The organism is Uliginosibacterium sp. 31-12, from assembly GCF_030548425.1.
GTDB lineage: Bacteria > Pseudomonadota > Gammaproteobacteria > Burkholderiales > Rhodocyclaceae > Uliginosibacterium > Uliginosibacterium aquaticum.
This window is the reverse complement of sequence record NZ_JAUOOA010000001.1, coordinates 399,153-414,708: the sequence shown is the minus strand read 5'-3', so window position 1 is coordinate 414,708 and position 15,556 is coordinate 399,153. Positions and strand designations below refer to the sequence as shown.

The following is a 15,556-nucleotide window of genomic DNA, read 5'->3' as shown; positions in this document are numbered from 1 at the left end:
GCGGATTATAGCTGCGCGGAACCGGATCCCTGCATTTCCCCGCGCCGCACAAGCAGCCCGAGCGCACAAGATTCAGGACAGCCGGAGCGTAGACCCGGTACAATCGCGCGGTTTTGAACCCCGGCGGGCTTTTCCTGTCGACAGCAAGACCCTACAGAGAAAAGCGCTCCTGCAAGCGCGCCCGCAGTACTGCGGTTCCACCAGGAAACAGCAATGAAGAAACTTGACGACTTTCGCCTCACTTTCGGCAATCGCGAACTGGTGCCGATCATGATCGGTGGTATGGGCGTGGATATTTCGACCTCCGCCTTGGCGCTAGAGGCGGCTCGTCTGGGCGGCATTGGCCATATCTCGGACGCCATGATCAAAGTCGTGTCCGACAGCAAATTCAACACCACCTTCGTTAAGGAAAAGCTTCAGCGCTACAAATTCAACGTCGCGAACATGGACAAGTCTGTCGTCCAGTTCCGCCTTGGTGAGCTGGCTGAAGCCACCAAGCTACATGTGGGCAAGACCATGGAAGCGGTGCGTGGCGCCGGCATGGTCTTCATCAACTGCATGGAAAAACTGACCATGAACGCGCCAAAGGAAACGCTGGCTGTGCGTCTGCGTTCGGCGCTGGATGCCGGTATCGATGGCATCACGCTCGCCGCGGGCCTGCATCTGAACAGCTTCTCGCTGATCGAAGATCATCCGCGCTTCCGCGACGCCAAGCTTGGCATCATCGTGTCCTCGGCCCGCGCGCTGCAGCTCTTCATCCGCAAAAACATGCGTACCAACCGACTGCCGGACTACGTGGTCGTCGAAGGCCCGCTAGCCGGCGGTCACCTCGGCTTCGGGATGGACTGGGCCAAGTACGAACTTTCCAGCATCGTGGAGGAAGTCATGGCCTGGCTGAAGAACGAAAAACTGGACATCCCGGTCATCCCGGCCGGTGGCATCTTCACCGGCTCGGATGCCGTGCGCTACATGGAAATGGGCGCGGCCGGGGTGCAGGTTGCCACCCGCTTCACCGTGACTCAGGAATGCGGCTTGCCGGCCAAGGTTCAGCAGGAATACTTCAAGGCCAGCGAAGAAGACATCGAGGTCAATGAGCAATCGCCGACGGGCTACCCGATGCGCATGCTAAAGAGCAGCCCCGCCATCGGCGCAGGCATTCGTCCGAACTGCGAAGCCTACGGCTACCTGCTCGACGCCAAGGGAGGCTGCGCCTATATCGAGGCCTACAACAAGACCGTCGAGGCCAATCCGGGCATGAAGAAGCTGTCAGTCAAAGAGAAGACCTGCCTATGCACCCACATGCGCAACTTCGACTGCTGGACCTGCGGCCACTACACCTATCGCCTCAAGGACACCACGACAAAGAATGAGGACGGCAGCTATCGCCAACTCACTGCCGAGCATGTGTTCAAGGACTACCAGTTCAGCACCAACAACCAAATCGCCTTGCCCGCCTGAGCGGCCAGCGCATTGCACATAAGCCGCCCGGCACAAGCCCGGCGGCTTTTTTATCGCGCGCTCACAGGCTATCCTTGCGACCTCTCTTTTCGTAGCAGGTACACGACATGTTCCAGGATCTTGCAGGCAAGCGCGTCCTCATCACCGGCTCCAGCATGGGTATCGGCCTCGGTGCTGCCCGGGCCTTCGCCCGCTGTGGCGCAAAAGTAGGCATCAACGCCCGCCACACACCTGCAGGGCTGGATTCACTGCTCGAAGAAATGCGCGGCCAAGGCGGTGAAGCTGAGTTCTTCTGCGCAGACCTTTCCGACAGCAGCGCCTGCAAGAAGCTCGTGAACGACTTCATCAGCCGCTTCGGCGGCATCGATGTGCTGATCAACAATGCCGGTGGTCTGGTGGGACGCAAGTCTCTCCCGGACATCGATGACGATTTCTACAAGGCCGTCGGGGATCTCAACATGCGCTCGGCACTCGTTTGCACCCAGGCCGCCCTGCCTCACCTGAAAGCCTCAGCAGCAGCGCGAGGCGAGACGACGGCAGTCATCAGCGTCGGCTCGATCGCAGGCCACACCGGCGGCGGCCCCGGCGCCTCGCTCTACGGCGCGGCCAAGGCCTGGCTGCACAACATCCACAAGAACTGGGTCGATTACCACACAGCAGACGGCATCCGCTTCAACATCATTTCGCCGGGCGTATTCGATACGGCTTTCCACGCCGACAAGAGCGAAGAGGTGCGCCAGCGCATCAGCGCCGGCATCCCGATGGGGCGCTTCGGTCAGCCGGAAGACATTGCCCCGGCCTTCCTGTTCTTCGCCTCTCATGCCTGTTCGGGCTACATCACCGGGCAGATCCTCGACGTGAATGGCGGGCAATTCATGCCCTGAGCCTTGGCCAACCCGACAACCCCGCAGAACGCAAACGCCCCTCCTGCGGTAAACAAGCCTGCTACACCGCAAGCAGATGGCTGGGTGCCACACACCCCTCTGGGCGCAATTTCAGGGCAAACAGAACTGATACAGTTCCAGAACTATCTGCATAGAGGAATGCCCAATGCCCTCTCGCCTGCATCGCTTCGTTTCCATGCTGGTCTCAGCCAGCCTGGTGCTCACAGGCAGCCTGCCTGTTACCTCAGCGCTTGGGCAAGACACACCAAGCGCAGCGAGCAGCAACCAGGCATCCTCCGGCAAGACCTACTCTCAGCAGGAACTGGATGAACTGCTGGCCCCCATCGCCCTGCATCCGGACGCTCTGCTCGCCCAGATTCTAATGGCGTCCACCTACCCGCTTGACGTGGTTGAAGCGGCACGCTGGAAACAAGCCAACCCTAAAGTCGAAGGCAAAAAGTTGGAGACTGCCATGGAGCAGCAGCGATGGGACCCTAGCGTGAAATCGCTGAGCGCCTTCCCTAACGTACTTGAAATGATGAATGACAAGCTCGACTGGACCCAGAAGCTGGGCGACGCCTTCCTTGGTCAGCAAGCGCAAGTAATGGACACGGTACAAAGCTTGCGCACAAAGGCCAAGCAGGCTGGCTCGCTGGAAACCACCAAAGAACAGATCGTCACAACGGCAACCGAAGGCAGCCAGACTGTCATCAAAGTGGAGCCGGCTGACCCACAAGTGGTCTATGTGCCGACCTACAACCCGACAACGGTTTATGGCCCCTGGTGGTATTCCGCACCTCCCCCCTACTACTGGTACCCGCCCGGTTACGTCCCCGGCGCCGCATTCTTCACCTTCACTGCCGGCGTCATCGTCGGAAGCTGGCTATGGGGCGGCTGTAACTGGGGACACGGCGGCGGCTCGGTCAATATCAACATTAATCGCTACAACCAGGTCAATCATTACAACAAGATCAACAACGGCAACTGGCAACACAACGTGGAGAACCGCCGCGGCGTGCCCTATGCCAGCGAAGGATCGCGCCAGAAATACGGCGACAAGAGCGCCCAGACGCGCGACACCCGCGCCCGTGAAGAATTCCGCGGACGCGCAGAATCAGGACGTCAGGAACTCGGTCAGGATTTTGGCCGCGCCCCTTCGACCAATGACCGCAGCGCCGGTGGAACCGGCCATGGCGCTGGCGTACAGGATCGCAGTCAGGGCATGGATCGCGGCGATCGCGGAGAGCGCAGCCCGAGCGCAGGCACTGCAGAGCGCAGCGGCGCCTTCTCCGGAGTCGAGCACGGCAGCCAGGCACGAGACTTCAGCGCCCGCGGCAGCAACAGCCGCTCCCTCAGCGGAGGAAGCGGGGCTGGGCGCCGTGGTGGCGGACGCCGCTGACCCTCCTCATGTGCAGCCAGCCTAATAGGTGACCTCATGAAATGCTTCGCATCGCTGTGGCATACAGCACCATTCAGTCCCGCAAAACTGATCCTCGCACTCAGCCTGGCCCTACCGCTCGCCACCACGGCCCAGTCATCCCGTAGCTACCCCTCACCGGAGGCCGCAGCGGCAGCACTCTCCTCCGCCCTGAAAGCCAAGGATGCGGGCCAGATTCTGGAAGTACTTGGCCCAGGAAGCCATGAATTCGTCCTGAGTGACAACATTGATGAAGACATAAACACCTGGGAGCGCTTCAATAAAGCCTACGACACGTACCACAAACTAGAGCGTAGCCGGAGCGGCCTGCAGATCCTGATCGTCGGCAAGGCCCACTACCCCTTCCCTGTTCCGCTGCGAAAAACCGCAACGGGCTGGCAGTTCGACACCAAGGCTGGCAAAGACGAACTCATCAGCCGCCGCATTGGCCTGAATGAACTCACCACCATTGAAGTGCTCAAACAGATCGCTCTGGCGCAGGACGAATATTTCTTGATGGCCGCACGCGAGCCGGGTCGTGCCGGCGAATACGCCGGACGCATCGAAAGCAGCCCCGGCAAACAGGACGGCCTCTACTGGCCCGATGCCCCCGGCAAGCCCGCCAGCCCCCTCGGGCCACTGGTTGCGCGCGCCTCAGAACTGAGCGCTACCGGCCATAGCGGAGAGCCGGGCGCCTACTTTGGCTATCGCTACCGCATGCTGCCAGGCCAGGGAAAATCAGCCCAAGGCGGAGCCCGCCAATACCAGACCGGCAAATACCAGATCGGCGGTTTTGCCGTACTGGCATGGCCGGAGCGCTATGGCATCAGTGGCATAAAGAGCTTCATGATCAATCAGGACGGCATGGTCTATGAACGCGACCTCGGTAGCGAAACCGCGGCCAAGGCTGCCGCCTTGCGACTCTTCGAACCGGCTCCAGACTGGAAACCCGTCACGGGGAAATAGGCTGGCGCAAAATCAAGAAAAGAGCCGTCCGGCTTTGACCCGACGGCTCTTTTCTTGATATCAACCCATTACATCAGCGAAGCAGGCTGACGCCCTCGAACTCCCTCAAAACGCACTGGTTCCGGACGGGCAGGAGGTCGTTGTTGCACCAAACGACGATGAAGACGGTGCCTCGCATGATCCACCCGAACAGCCGCAACGCGTTCCCTTAGAGTTGATACCCACCCACACCTTCCAGGACGTCATGGCACCGCCAAGAGAGTAATCGCGGTTAGTGTCAGAGCGACCGTAGCTGAAGGTCACATCCGCATACTCGTTACCAAGCGCTGGCTGTGCTGAAGGATAGGAACTCGCCTGCGCGACTAGACGTTCCAGTTGAGCACCAATCTGCATCACACCATCCTTGGCATGGGCAAATTTTGTTTTTCGCACATAGTCAATGAAGCTCGGATAGGCTATCGCGGCAAGAATACCAATCACCGCAACAGTGATCATCAATTCGATCAAAGTAAAACCATTTTTTTTCCTCATGACGCCTGCTCTCATCAGAAGAAATTAGTCAGTTCACGCCAATTCAGGCGCTCACGGAATGCGTTTTCAGCTGGAGTAATTGCCGCCGTATCGCCCGAATTTCCCGGATCCCCCCCGGTACCCGCCAGAATCGCACGCTTGCCCTTAAAGCGCGTAAACGCTCCGCCAGTAGCATCACCAAGACCCACATAGTTATCGAGGCTGGTCATGTCCGTCATCCGGAATTGAGAATTCCCGCGCGCATCCGTTCCATCAAGCAGCTTCAGCGGACCGAAGGTATAGCCCTTGATGTCACACTCACTTGGCTTCTTCGTGTAATACAACACCACCACACCATTGATGATGTCGGCCGGAGCAGAGAGATAAGCATTGTCACTCGCCAGAACGCTGATGCTCGGATTAGTCGCTGGGTCGGATTCACCCAGCTTCGTCGAAGCATTGATGCCGGTCTGCCAGGCAAAAGTCCATTTGTCCGAGAAGTACTTCAAGGCCGTCACGTGAGTTTTGGTCTGCGCCAGCAGGATCAGACCATTACCACTGGCCGAGGCGATCTTGCTGCCATTCACGTACCACACCGCACTAGCCGAGCCGCCAGTGCGATAAGTCCGCAGCTTGTCGACGCTGTACTCACCTGTTTCGATCACCCCTGTACTCTTGGTCTTATAAACCTTACCGTCTTCCGCACCGAAGTAGATCGCGTTGTCATCCACATACAACAGGTTGCTGCTGGGTGTAACACTGGCGGCAGAATTCGTCACGGACGAGGCTGCCGAACTGGTTGCACTGGAAGAAGCGGAGCTTGCCGCCGAGGAGGAGGCAGACGCCATCTCACCACCGGTAGTGAAATTGCGTTCCACAGCAGCAACATCGGTATTCACCTCACGTGTCACCAGCTTGCCGCCCACCACATAGGCAACCTTGTTGCCGCCCATCACCGCCCCTACTGGTGCAGCACCACCATACGGACGACCATACACGCCACTGCTCCAACCTGCCTCGCCATCATTGGTGTTGCCTGCAGAGCCCGGTGAATACTCGCTCGTGCGTGAATCCAGCCACACGACCTTGTCGAGCGACTTACCGTCGTTACTAACTCGGATCGAGAAATGCAGCTTGCCACCCAAAGCCGTTCCAGTCACGTAAGTACGCGTGACCTTTGCGCCTGCTGTAGATGACACGTCATCCTCCAAGAGTTGCACTGACGCAATCTGCCCCCAGGGATGTGCTTCCATCAGCTTCATGGGCGTGGAACTCAACGCAGCCTGGCTCTCGGCCAGTACATCACGCGGGATCCAGCCCCAATTCAGGTTGCCATTGGTCTTGTCGACCGAATACAGGATTCCGTCGTCAGTAGCGAACAACACCGAATCGCCGAGCAACAGTGGTGCTACGCGCCAAGGCACCCCCACCATGGAAGTCGCCAGACGCTTGTCACCCGTAATCCGGCACGCCGTCTGAGTGGGATTTACCGCGCAGGCCTGAGCCAGTGTGGCGCCCGAAGCTGTATTGCTCAAGGCTTCAAAATCCGTGCTCGCACTCGCCCAGTTCGTGGTTTCCGTGCGCAGCTTGGCCAGACGATTATCTGCGCTCATCTTGCTCGCCGACACATCCGTCGCATCCCACTCCGGCGTAGTGTTCTGCGAACTGTCGTCCTTGAGCTTGAAAGCCTGCAGATGACCGGAGGTACCCGGCTGATCTTTCTGCAGGGCGCGATAGACCAGAGAATCTTTGTTCGTGATCAGCTCTGTAACCGGAGGGGTCAAAGAATAGGCGCCCACACGAGGAGCCGCCTGAGAGGTAGATTTCGAGAAAAACTGCGAATCATTGTTCTGAGAACCAATCACGTTTTTAGCGAGCACCTCCCCTACAATTGAGGAACCCGTAGCCCCAGTCATCTTTAAATCGCCGTTCGGCACGTAAATACCGGCCGAAATACTAAAGCGATCTTTGACCTCAAGGTTCCCGTTATAAAGATTGATTTGCAATCGCTCGGGATGCTGAGCATCCATCTGCGCCCATGTTTTCGTGGCCTGACTACAAGTTCCAATCCAATTGATACACGGATTAGCTTGTTGCAAATCCAATCCAACGACAGTGCCGGCAGCGCTCTTCCCCAAAACATTCAGAGTCGTTCGACCAGGGCCTGTCACATTCAAACGACAGCCATCTTTCCAATCAAGCTGTCTGATATAACTTTGCTCAGCAACACTCGCTCCATCTTGAGCAAACGTAATACCAGAATCCCCGTTGCAATTGTTACCAAAGTAGATGTTATTGATTCTAAGTGGCTGCTCAAAAACCACTCCGTCACCATTATTCAAGGCACGCACATAAAGCGAATCGAACTCAGTCCCTGAGAACAAGAATTGATTCCCAACTTTCCTTACACCCGCCGCAACCCCTCCTATAGACCCCAAACCGCTAGCATCAAAACTAACAATGACGTCGTTGATTTTCACCCCACCATTATCTTTATCGATTTCTAGGCGCTTCGATGACGTACTGAAAAGAAAGGTAGCCAGATCCGGACCTGCTTTCTCACTATCTGATTTTGTGATCGATTTGGACGCCGAATTTGTGTCAACCTCACTCGAAGCCATATAGGCTTTGCACGGAATTCCATTCGATCCTGAGCCGGCCGTATTAAGCGTTTTTGTATTGACTGAACTGGCACCATAAAAAGTAATGGCGCAGCGATCTCCAGAGCCGCCGGCAAACTCAATTTTTCCATCCTTTAAAACAGAAAAAACAGCTCCTAAACCCTCTGCATTCGAGCAAACCTGCGCCCAGGCAGGGAAACTGAACAGATGCAGTGCCACCAAGGAAGCAGCTCCGATACGCTTGATCGCTTTGTGTTCCATGATTAACCCCAGTTTCAGAATTCTTTGGAAGTTGAGAGCACCACATAAGTACCCTCTTTGATACCACCCGCTTTGGCGTAAAGCGTGAAGCGCGGCTTGGCCGCCGTCTGATTCACGCGTCCGCCACTGAGCATGCCGTCATTACTACCGACAGCCTTGCCTTCATACACGACGATGTAATAAGCATTATCCGCACCAGAATTTGGCTGAGTGGCGGAAATCGAACTGGAAACCGGCCAGGGATCGAAATCTGGCACATTGCCGTTCTTGCGCAGAAAATAGCCTGAACGCCCGCTGAGCGCCGTCTCGATATCCTGTGAACTTGCCACCAGGCTTGCTACGGCAACCTCAGCTTCTTTCAAAGCCCCTTCGGCCGTAAACATCGACCGCTGTCGGTCACTCCAGCCCGCAGCCCCGCGCGCCTCGCCTGTAGAGAGCATGAAGCCGGCAGCTGCCAACAAAGAAACCAGTATCAGCATGATCAACGAGACCAGCAACGCAGCCCCTCTTTGTCGATCAAATGAGCTGGAATGACGCATGCTCACTCTCCTTATTGATTGCGCAGGGCGATCGTCATCTGCAAAGGCAGATAGACATGACTATCGCTTGAAACGCTCTGTCCATTGAATGATGTCGCTGTCTGCTGACCTGCATTCCCGACCTTCTCGGAACGCATCAGCATGCTGATTGTGGCTGAGCGCACGCTGGTCCATTTATTGGCACTTGCCTCAACCTGAGCGGCCGTCTTACCTGCGTCGGTAACGCTACCATTTGCACTATTGCTGAGGTCATAGTTCACACTGATCGCAGCCACCCGACTCGAAACCAGCACGGGAACGTTGTCACGCGCACTCAGGCGAAAAAGCCCTGACTGCCCGTTGACCTTCCCCATGAACCACCAAACAGAGTCCAAGCGACCAACGGAAGCCCCAACACCAAATAACTCGCCAATATTTCCGTCAAGATTTCCCTTGCCGAAACTGGATGTCTCTCCCGCCTCATGCTTGAGCGTCTGCGTCGTACCACTGGCATCTGGCACCGTGACCGAAGTTACTTCAAATTTCGCCCAATTAATGCAATCCGTAACAACCGCCAGATCATTGGATTTGAATAGCTCAAGTGGTTTTTTGATAACAAGATCTGCAGCTTGCGAGCCCATTGCAGTACTGAGCACCGAAAGGGAGCCAGAAATACCCACAAATGCAACAACGCTGGAGTTCTTTGCAAGATCGGTCAGGTCGTTGGGCATTGAATCCTTAACCTTGGCCAATCCGTAATGGCCAGAGGCATCGGCGGGCACATCCGCCAGCTTGTCAAACCCCAAAATGCCGCCTTGATCGGCATCCAGCGCAGTCTTGTTATTCAGTCGTTCATCAATTGGGTTGGTTACTGGCCAGCAACCAAAATCCCCAGCAGCACGCAGATCGCGAGCCATTGCATCCAGTGCAATGCGCCCCTCGGATTGCACATCAGCCATTTGTGCAGAAAGAGTACTACTGACGCGCTGACTTAGAAAAACAGCCAACGAGCCGCCTACTACGATCAGCCCAAGAACTAAAGCAATCATTAACTCGACCAGCGTCAAACCACGCTGTCGCCTATTTAGAGTGTTGTGCTTTGGCTGAATAGCTATCATCGCTGGTACCGGCATCATGAACTAGAAGCAGCAGAGCTGGCTGCCGCAGAGGAAGCTGCTCCGGCATATACGGAATACGTAGCGGAGACCGTATCGCGGCCAGAAGGAGTCCAGCGCAACTCTACGTTGCAAGTTTTGGGTTCTCCCGAACTCGTACAACTGACTTTGGCCTTGCCATCAGGTAGATCACAAGCGACCTTTTGAGCCCATTCGCTCGCCCGCCCTGTAGCTCCAGTTGCTGTTGAACTCGCCGCACTTGATGTACCCGTATTGCAGCTCAAAGGTGTGGTAATGGTATCGATCGCAGTCCAACTGGCACGATCGTTGAAGCGATCCAAAGTCAGTGCATCCAATGCATCATGCGCAAACGCAGCAGCAAGAACTGTGTATTTCGAATCAGCATTCAGACGCACCCCTTCGGTCTGAAGCTTCAAAGCACCAAGAAGGCCAATTGACAATACAAGAACGGCTATCAACACCTCAATCAAGGTGGCGCCAAGCTGTAAGGACTTTCCAGAATCAGAGCACATTAACAGCACCACCAGCGTTGATCGTCAGGGACTTGCTGGAGCTTCCTGCCGTAAATGTGTAAGTCAGCGCGCTTGTGTTAGTCGCAATACCTGTCGGCAAGAAAACCACTGACTGAGAGTCAGATCCAGCCAAAGAAGTACCTTCATAGCGCTTGGAAAAGTCGACTTGGGTAAGACACCCAACCACCGTAACTGCATCAGGATTGCTAGCGGTTGCGGCTTTTTGCGTGATAGCCCAAGCGGCAGGGTCACACCCAGTTACGCCCCCCTTGAGGGTTAGTGTCGTTCGCTTACCGGTCTGGGATGCGATCGCTCGAGCATTCGCGACAGCCCTCTTAAGACCATCGGCCGCCATCTGCGCCCGGCCAGACTGTATTTGGGCGGTAAAGCTAGGTACAGCGATAGCAAGCAGGACAGCCAACACGGCAACGGTGACCATCAATTCGATCAATGTAAAACCCTGCTGCATCAGTGACTCTGAGCGTTTTCGCGACATCGTGCGACTCCTTGCTTAACAAGCTGCCAGCCCAAAAAATACCATGACAGGGAAATCCCTTAAGCATTTTTCTGACATTCGGACGGTCGGCTAGTGAAAACCCCCACTCAGGGATTAAGCAAAACCCTTAAACCACGGAAATGGCACCGGTAACCAAAAAAAGCAAAGAAGTCGGTCAGCGTCCATCGCTCAGTACGTTTTGTTCAATGCTCAACCCAAGACCAACAGGATAGATTGCGCTCCGAACGGCTTTGTTGCACAAATCGAAGCAAGGCCGTAATTCCCCTGCCCCCAGACGGACTCATGCCACGCGCACGGTTTGAGGCGTTCCGAGCTGGGTGAAACGATTGAGCAGCGCAGCGCGAATTTGTAGCTCCGCGACCTGCCGATCAAAGTCGCGGGCCACCACACGCTCGCCGAGCAACTTGAAGCTGCGCATCTTGGCTTCGACCAAGCTGCGCCAGTGGTACCCACTCAATGTCCTTGTCGATCCATAACAGCAACGCGCCACGTTGGCACAAGGAATCGTTCTAGGAAGACCAGTTGGTCATGCAGTACTTCGGCGTCAAAGACTTGCTCATCCCGCAAGTCTATCGGCCACACGCTGTCGGGCAGGCGCTTTGTGCAACAAAGCCCATCAACAGACTCATCCACCCCGCATCATGCCCTTCATACCTTTAAGCCCCCCAAGTCCGCGCATCAACTTCCCCATCCCGCCCTTGGAAAACTGCTTCATCATTTTCTGCATCTGCTCGAACTGATTGAGCAAGCGATTGACCTCCTGCACTTGAACCCCCGCTCCGGCAGCGATCCGACGCTTGCGTGCGGCCTTGATGAGATCAGGATTAGATCGCTCAGCCGGCGTCATCGAGTTGATGATACCCTCGACGCGAGCCATAGCCTTTTCCGGCGCACCGGGCTGCATCTGGGCAGCGGCCTGAGCAAACTGGGCCGGCATTTTGTCCATCAACCCGGATAAGCCTCCCATTTTGCGCATCTGCCCCATCTGCTCCTTGAAGTCATTCAGATCGAAGCCTTTGCCCTTGCGCAGTTTTTCCGCAAGATCAAGCGCAGCCTTTTCATCAACGGCAGCACGTGCTTCTTCGACCAGAGAAAGAATGTCTCCCATCCCAAGGATGCGACTAGCCATCCGATCCGGGTGAAACTCATCCAACCCGTTGAGCTTCTCTCCCACGCCGGTAAATTTGATCGGCGCCCCGGTAACGTGCCGCACCGATAGCGCAGCCCCACCACGGGCGTCACCATCAAGCTTAGTCAGCACGACGCCAGTCAGAGGCAAAGCCTCGTTGAAGGCACGCGCGGTATTGACAGCATCCTGCCCCAGCATGGCATCGACAACGAAGAGCGTTTCGATCGGCTTAATTGCTGCGTGCAATTGACGAATCTCGTCCATCATCTGCTCGTCTATGGTGATACGCCCAGCGGTATCGACCAGCAGAACATCCAGATAATGCCGCTTGGCGTAATCGATCGCGGCAAGCGCGATATCGACTGGCTTCTGATCAACTGACGACGGAAAGAACTCGGCCCCCGCCTGCGCGCTAACCGTCTGCAACTGAGCAATAGCCGCGGGGCGATAAACGTCACAGGAGACCGTCAGAACCTTCTTGCGCTGCTTCTCTTTCAGATACTTAGCTAGCTTGCCAACCGTCGTGGTCTTGCCTGCCCCCTGCAGGCCCGCCATCAAGATGATTGCAGGCGGCTGAGTTGCGAAATTAAGACTTGCCTGGCTCCCTCCCATGATCAAAGCGAGCTCTTGCTGCACCACACCGACCAGCGCCTGCCCTGGCGTAAGGGAACCCACAACCTCCTGACCAAGCGCCTTCTCTTTGATCCGGGCCATCAAATCTTTGACGACAGGCAAGGCCACATCAGCCTCAAGCAAAGCCATGCGAACTTCACGCAACATGTCGGCAATATTGTCTTCAGTCAGGCGAGCCTGACCGCGCAGAGTCTTCACTACCTGAGCGAGGCGATTTGTAAGGTTATCTAGCATTGATGAAAACCGTCAGAAAAGGGCCGCCAGGAGGTTCCGCAGGCAAGCCGATGGGCGTTAAACTGGCTGAATGGCAAACATTCTACTGCATCTGCTTCCAGCCTCGTTTTATCTGGGGATTACGGCCCTCTGCCGCTCAAACATGCTTCAGTTGCCGAGCATGTGGGTTGCAAATCGCGGCCTACAAGCCATGGCGCTCTTGAGCCACGCCTTCGTGCTGTCAGAAGCCATGTTTGGAACAGGCGGGTTCCAGTTCGGTCTTTTCATAGCACTCTCACTCAGCCTCTGGCTGGCGATGCTGATCTATTCACTGGAGAGCCTGATCACTCCGCTCAACCAACTGCTGGGCTATGCGGCCCCCATTGCGGCCATCTGCGCTTTTCTGCCCGCGCTGGGTGGAGGCCACCCGCAGTCGATCGATGCTGAAAACTGGGCTTTCCGCACCCACATAGTCGTTGCAATGCTCGCCTACAGTCTATTCACACTAGCCGTCTTTCATGCCGTCGTACTGGCGGCGACCGAACGCAACATCCATCACGCAGCCACCTTGGAAAGCGAAGAATTACCACCGCTACTAAGCCTTGAACGGATTCTTTTCCGCATCATTCACGCTGCCTTCGTATTCCTGACACTAACAGTGGGCTCAGGACTGCTTTTCTCTGAGCAAATCTTTGGCAAGCCCTTCGTTTTTTCACACAAGGCGGTGTTTGGCATCGCGTCATGGGTACTGTTTGCTATTCTGATCCTGGGGCGCTTTCTAAAGGGGTGGCGTGGCAAGCTGGCCATCCGCTGGTTGTTAGCAGGCTTTGCATGCCTGCTGCTAGCCTATGCCGGCACTCGTTTCGTTCTTGAAATACTGCTTGAACGCAGCACCTGAGTGCTTAAGAGCCTCCAGACAGTCGGTTGTGCGAGCCATTCGAGGCCGACCACCGGCGCAACGCCTCTAGCCGGATGGGTTTACAATCGCAGGAATTACCGTGCAACATCAAGTAAGCCCGCTAACTCGTTGATAGACAGGCACATCAAATAACGATGGCATCCACCCCACAATCCGCTTTAAATGGCTTGGCGCGTGCGCTTGTCCAGCAGGAACGCCTCAAAGAGGCGGATGCGTCAGCGTGTTCGGCACCAAGCAGCAATCCGGGCGGCTTTGTTGCCGAGGTTGTGCAGCGCGGCCTGATGAAGGCCAGTGACATCGCAGCCTTTTGTGCAAACAGCTTTGGTTGTCCGTGGATGGATCTTTCGGCTTACGACGAAAGCTATGTAGCCAAGGATGCAATCGACACCAAGCTGATGTCCAAGCATCAGGTCATAGGCTTGGCCAAGCGCGGCAACCGCATATCGGTGGCACTAGCCGACCCCAGCAATTTGCGCGCGCTGGACGAGATCCGTTTTCAGACAGGGCTAGCCGTCGACCCAGTAGTTGTCGAAGTCGACAAGCTCGCAGTCCTGCTAGGCAAACTGACCGAGTCAGTCTCATCAGCCCTTACGAACCTTTCAACCACCGATGATTTCGATCTCGATGCGCTGAATGATTCCAATCAGGAGGATGCTCAAGCTGCCGAGGCCGGTGCGGCAGAGGTTGATGACGCCCCCGTCGTACGTTTCATCCAGAAAATGCTTGTGGACGCTATCAATGAAGGAGCGTCCGACATCCACTTTGAGCCCTACGAGAAGTACTACCGGATCCGTTTCCGCACGGACGGCATCCTGCGTGAGATTTCCCAGCCACCATTGGCTCTGAAAGAAAAAATCGCTGCGCGGATTAAGGTCATTTCGCGCCTCGATATCTCGGAAAAACGCGTACCACAAGATGGTCGCATGAAGCTGGTACTGTCGAAGAGTAAGGCCATCGACTTTCGCGTTTCTACGCTACCTACCATGCATGGCGAGAAGATCGTGATGCGTATTCTTGATCCATCCAGCGCCATGCTGGGGATCGATGCATTGGGCTATGAACCCGATCAAAAAGCGGCCCTGATGGACGCTATCGAACGGCCCTACGGTATGGTTTTAGTAACAGGCCCGACGGGTTCGGGCAAAACAGTGTCGCTTTACACCTGCCTCAACATTCTAAATAAAGCGGGCGTCAATATTTCGACCGCTGAAGATCCTGCTGAAATCAACCTGCCGGGCATCAATCAGGTTTCGATGAACGACAAGGCTGGCTTGACCTTTGCGGTATCCCTGAAAGCATTTCTGCGCCAGGATCCGGACATCATCATGGTCGGTGAAATTCGAGACCTTGAGACTGCAGAAATTTCGATCAAGGCAGCGCAAACCGGGCACATGGTGCTATCCACCCTGCACACCAACGATGCCCCCACCACGCTGGAACGACTTCGTAACATGGGGGTTGCCCCCTTCAATATCGCTTCTTCAGTCATTCTAATCACAGCCCAGCGCCTCGCGCGCCGCCTCTGCTCCTGCAAGAAACCGATCGACATTCCCATCGAAGCGCTTGTCCAGGCTGGCTTTGGCGAAGCCGATCTGGATGGCAGCTGGCAGCCTTACGGTCCTGTTGGCTGTGATCGCTGCAAAGGCTCTGGCTACAAGGGTCGCGTCGGCATCTATCAGGTTATGCCCATCACTGAAGAAATCCAGCACATCATCATGACCGGCGGCAATTCTATGGATGTAGCCGCCCAGGCACAGGTTGAGGGCGTAAGCGATCTGCGCCAATCAGGCTTGCGCAAGGTCAAGCAAGGCCTCACCTCACTCACTGAAGTGCTCGCCACAACCAACGAGTAATCCACGGAA

13 protein-coding genes and 1 pseudogene are annotated in these 15,556 nt (G+C 56.0%); 6 read left to right on the top strand and 8 right to left on the bottom strand.

Translation table 11 applies throughout. The features are described 5' to 3' along the window. Positions 1-213 precede the first annotated feature (213 nt). The 4 genes from Q3Y64_RS01885 to Q3Y64_RS01870 all read left to right on the top strand — a co-directional run bounded on the left by Q3Y64_RS01885 (position 214) and on the right by Q3Y64_RS01870 (position 4,725). On the top strand, positions 214-1,458 hold the full coding sequence (locus tag Q3Y64_RS01885) for a nitronate monooxygenase (RefSeq protein ID WP_101942583.1): 1,245 nt from the start codon (positions 214-216) through the stop codon (positions 1,456-1,458). 107 nt (positions 1,459-1,565) lie between these two features. Beyond that, entirely contained in the window at positions 1,566-2,342 is a 777-nt protein-coding gene (locus tag Q3Y64_RS01880; protein ID WP_303559771.1) for an SDR family NAD(P)-dependent oxidoreductase, read from the top strand. 166 nt (positions 2,343-2,508) lie between these two features. Continuing rightward, the gene (locus Q3Y64_RS01875; protein ID WP_303559769.1) at positions 2,509-3,741 is read left to right on the top strand and encodes a DUF3300 domain-containing protein; all 1,233 of its coding nucleotides are present in this window, start codon (positions 2,509-2,511) and stop codon (positions 3,739-3,741) included. A gap of 36 nt (positions 3,742-3,777) precedes the next feature. Next, a complete protein-coding gene (locus Q3Y64_RS01870; protein WP_303559767.1) occupies positions 3,778-4,725 on the top strand; it encodes a DUF2950 family protein in 948 nt (315 codons plus the stop codon). Between the two features lie 105 nt (positions 4,726-4,830). On the opposite strand, the gene Q3Y64_RS01865 is transcribed toward Q3Y64_RS01870, so the two are convergent. From Q3Y64_RS01865 to ffh, 8 genes and pseudogenes are all read right to left on the bottom strand, one after another. Next, entirely contained in the window at positions 4,831-5,256 is a 426-nt protein-coding gene (locus Q3Y64_RS01865; protein WP_173893990.1) for a type IV pilin protein, read from the bottom strand. Between the two features lie 14 nt (positions 5,257-5,270). Further along, on the bottom strand, positions 5,271-8,117 hold the full coding sequence (locus tag Q3Y64_RS01860) for a hypothetical protein (protein ID WP_303559763.1): 2,847 nt from the start codon (positions 8,115-8,117) through the stop codon (positions 5,271-5,273). Positions 8,118-8,131: 14 nt separating this feature from the next. Beyond that, the gene (locus Q3Y64_RS01855; RefSeq protein ID WP_143707414.1) at positions 8,132-8,656 is read right to left on the bottom strand and encodes a PilX N-terminal domain-containing pilus assembly protein; all 525 of its coding nucleotides are present in this window, start codon (positions 8,654-8,656) and stop codon (positions 8,132-8,134) included. 11 nt (positions 8,657-8,667) lie between these two features. After that, positions 8,668-9,753, bottom strand: coding sequence for a PilW family protein (locus Q3Y64_RS01850; protein WP_303560368.1), 1,086 nt, complete (start codon positions 9,751-9,753; stop codon positions 8,668-8,670). Positions 9,754-9,767: 14 nt separating this feature from the next. Continuing rightward, positions 9,768-10,283: a type IV pilus modification protein PilV gene (gene pilV, locus Q3Y64_RS01845; RefSeq protein WP_303559761.1), complete on the bottom strand. Its 516-nt coding sequence runs from the start codon at positions 10,281-10,283 to the stop codon at positions 9,768-9,770. Next, positions 10,273-10,779 carry a GspH/FimT family pseudopilin gene (locus tag Q3Y64_RS01840; protein ID WP_101942787.1) on the bottom strand — a complete coding sequence of 169 codons (507 nt, stop codon included), beginning with the start codon at positions 10,777-10,779 and terminating at the stop codon, positions 10,273-10,275. Before Q3Y64_RS01840 ends, pilV begins: the two co-directional genes overlap by 11 nt. A 301-nt stretch (positions 10,780-11,080) precedes the next feature. Beyond that, positions 11,081-11,254, bottom strand: a pseudogene (locus Q3Y64_RS01835) (IS5/IS1182 family transposase); the annotation flags it as partial. A 171-nt stretch (positions 11,255-11,425) separates the two neighbouring features. Further along, positions 11,426-12,796 (bottom strand): signal recognition particle protein, encoded by a 1,371-nt coding sequence (gene ffh / locus Q3Y64_RS01830; protein WP_303559757.1) that lies wholly within the window; start codon positions 12,794-12,796, stop codon positions 11,426-11,428. A gap of 70 nt (positions 12,797-12,866) precedes the next feature. On the opposite strand from ffh, the gene Q3Y64_RS01825 reads away from it, so the two are divergent. Beyond that, positions 12,867-13,673 (top strand): inner membrane protein YpjD, encoded by an 807-nt coding sequence (locus tag Q3Y64_RS01825; RefSeq protein ID WP_303559755.1) that lies wholly within the window; start codon positions 12,867-12,869, stop codon positions 13,671-13,673. Positions 13,674-13,828: 155 nt separating this feature from the next. Further along, the gene (pilB, locus tag Q3Y64_RS01820; RefSeq protein ID WP_101942572.1) at positions 13,829-15,547 is read left to right on the top strand and encodes a type IV-A pilus assembly ATPase PilB; all 1,719 of its coding nucleotides are present in this window, start codon (positions 13,829-13,831) and stop codon (positions 15,545-15,547) included. The last annotated feature ends 9 nt before the right edge of the window (positions 15,548-15,556 follow it).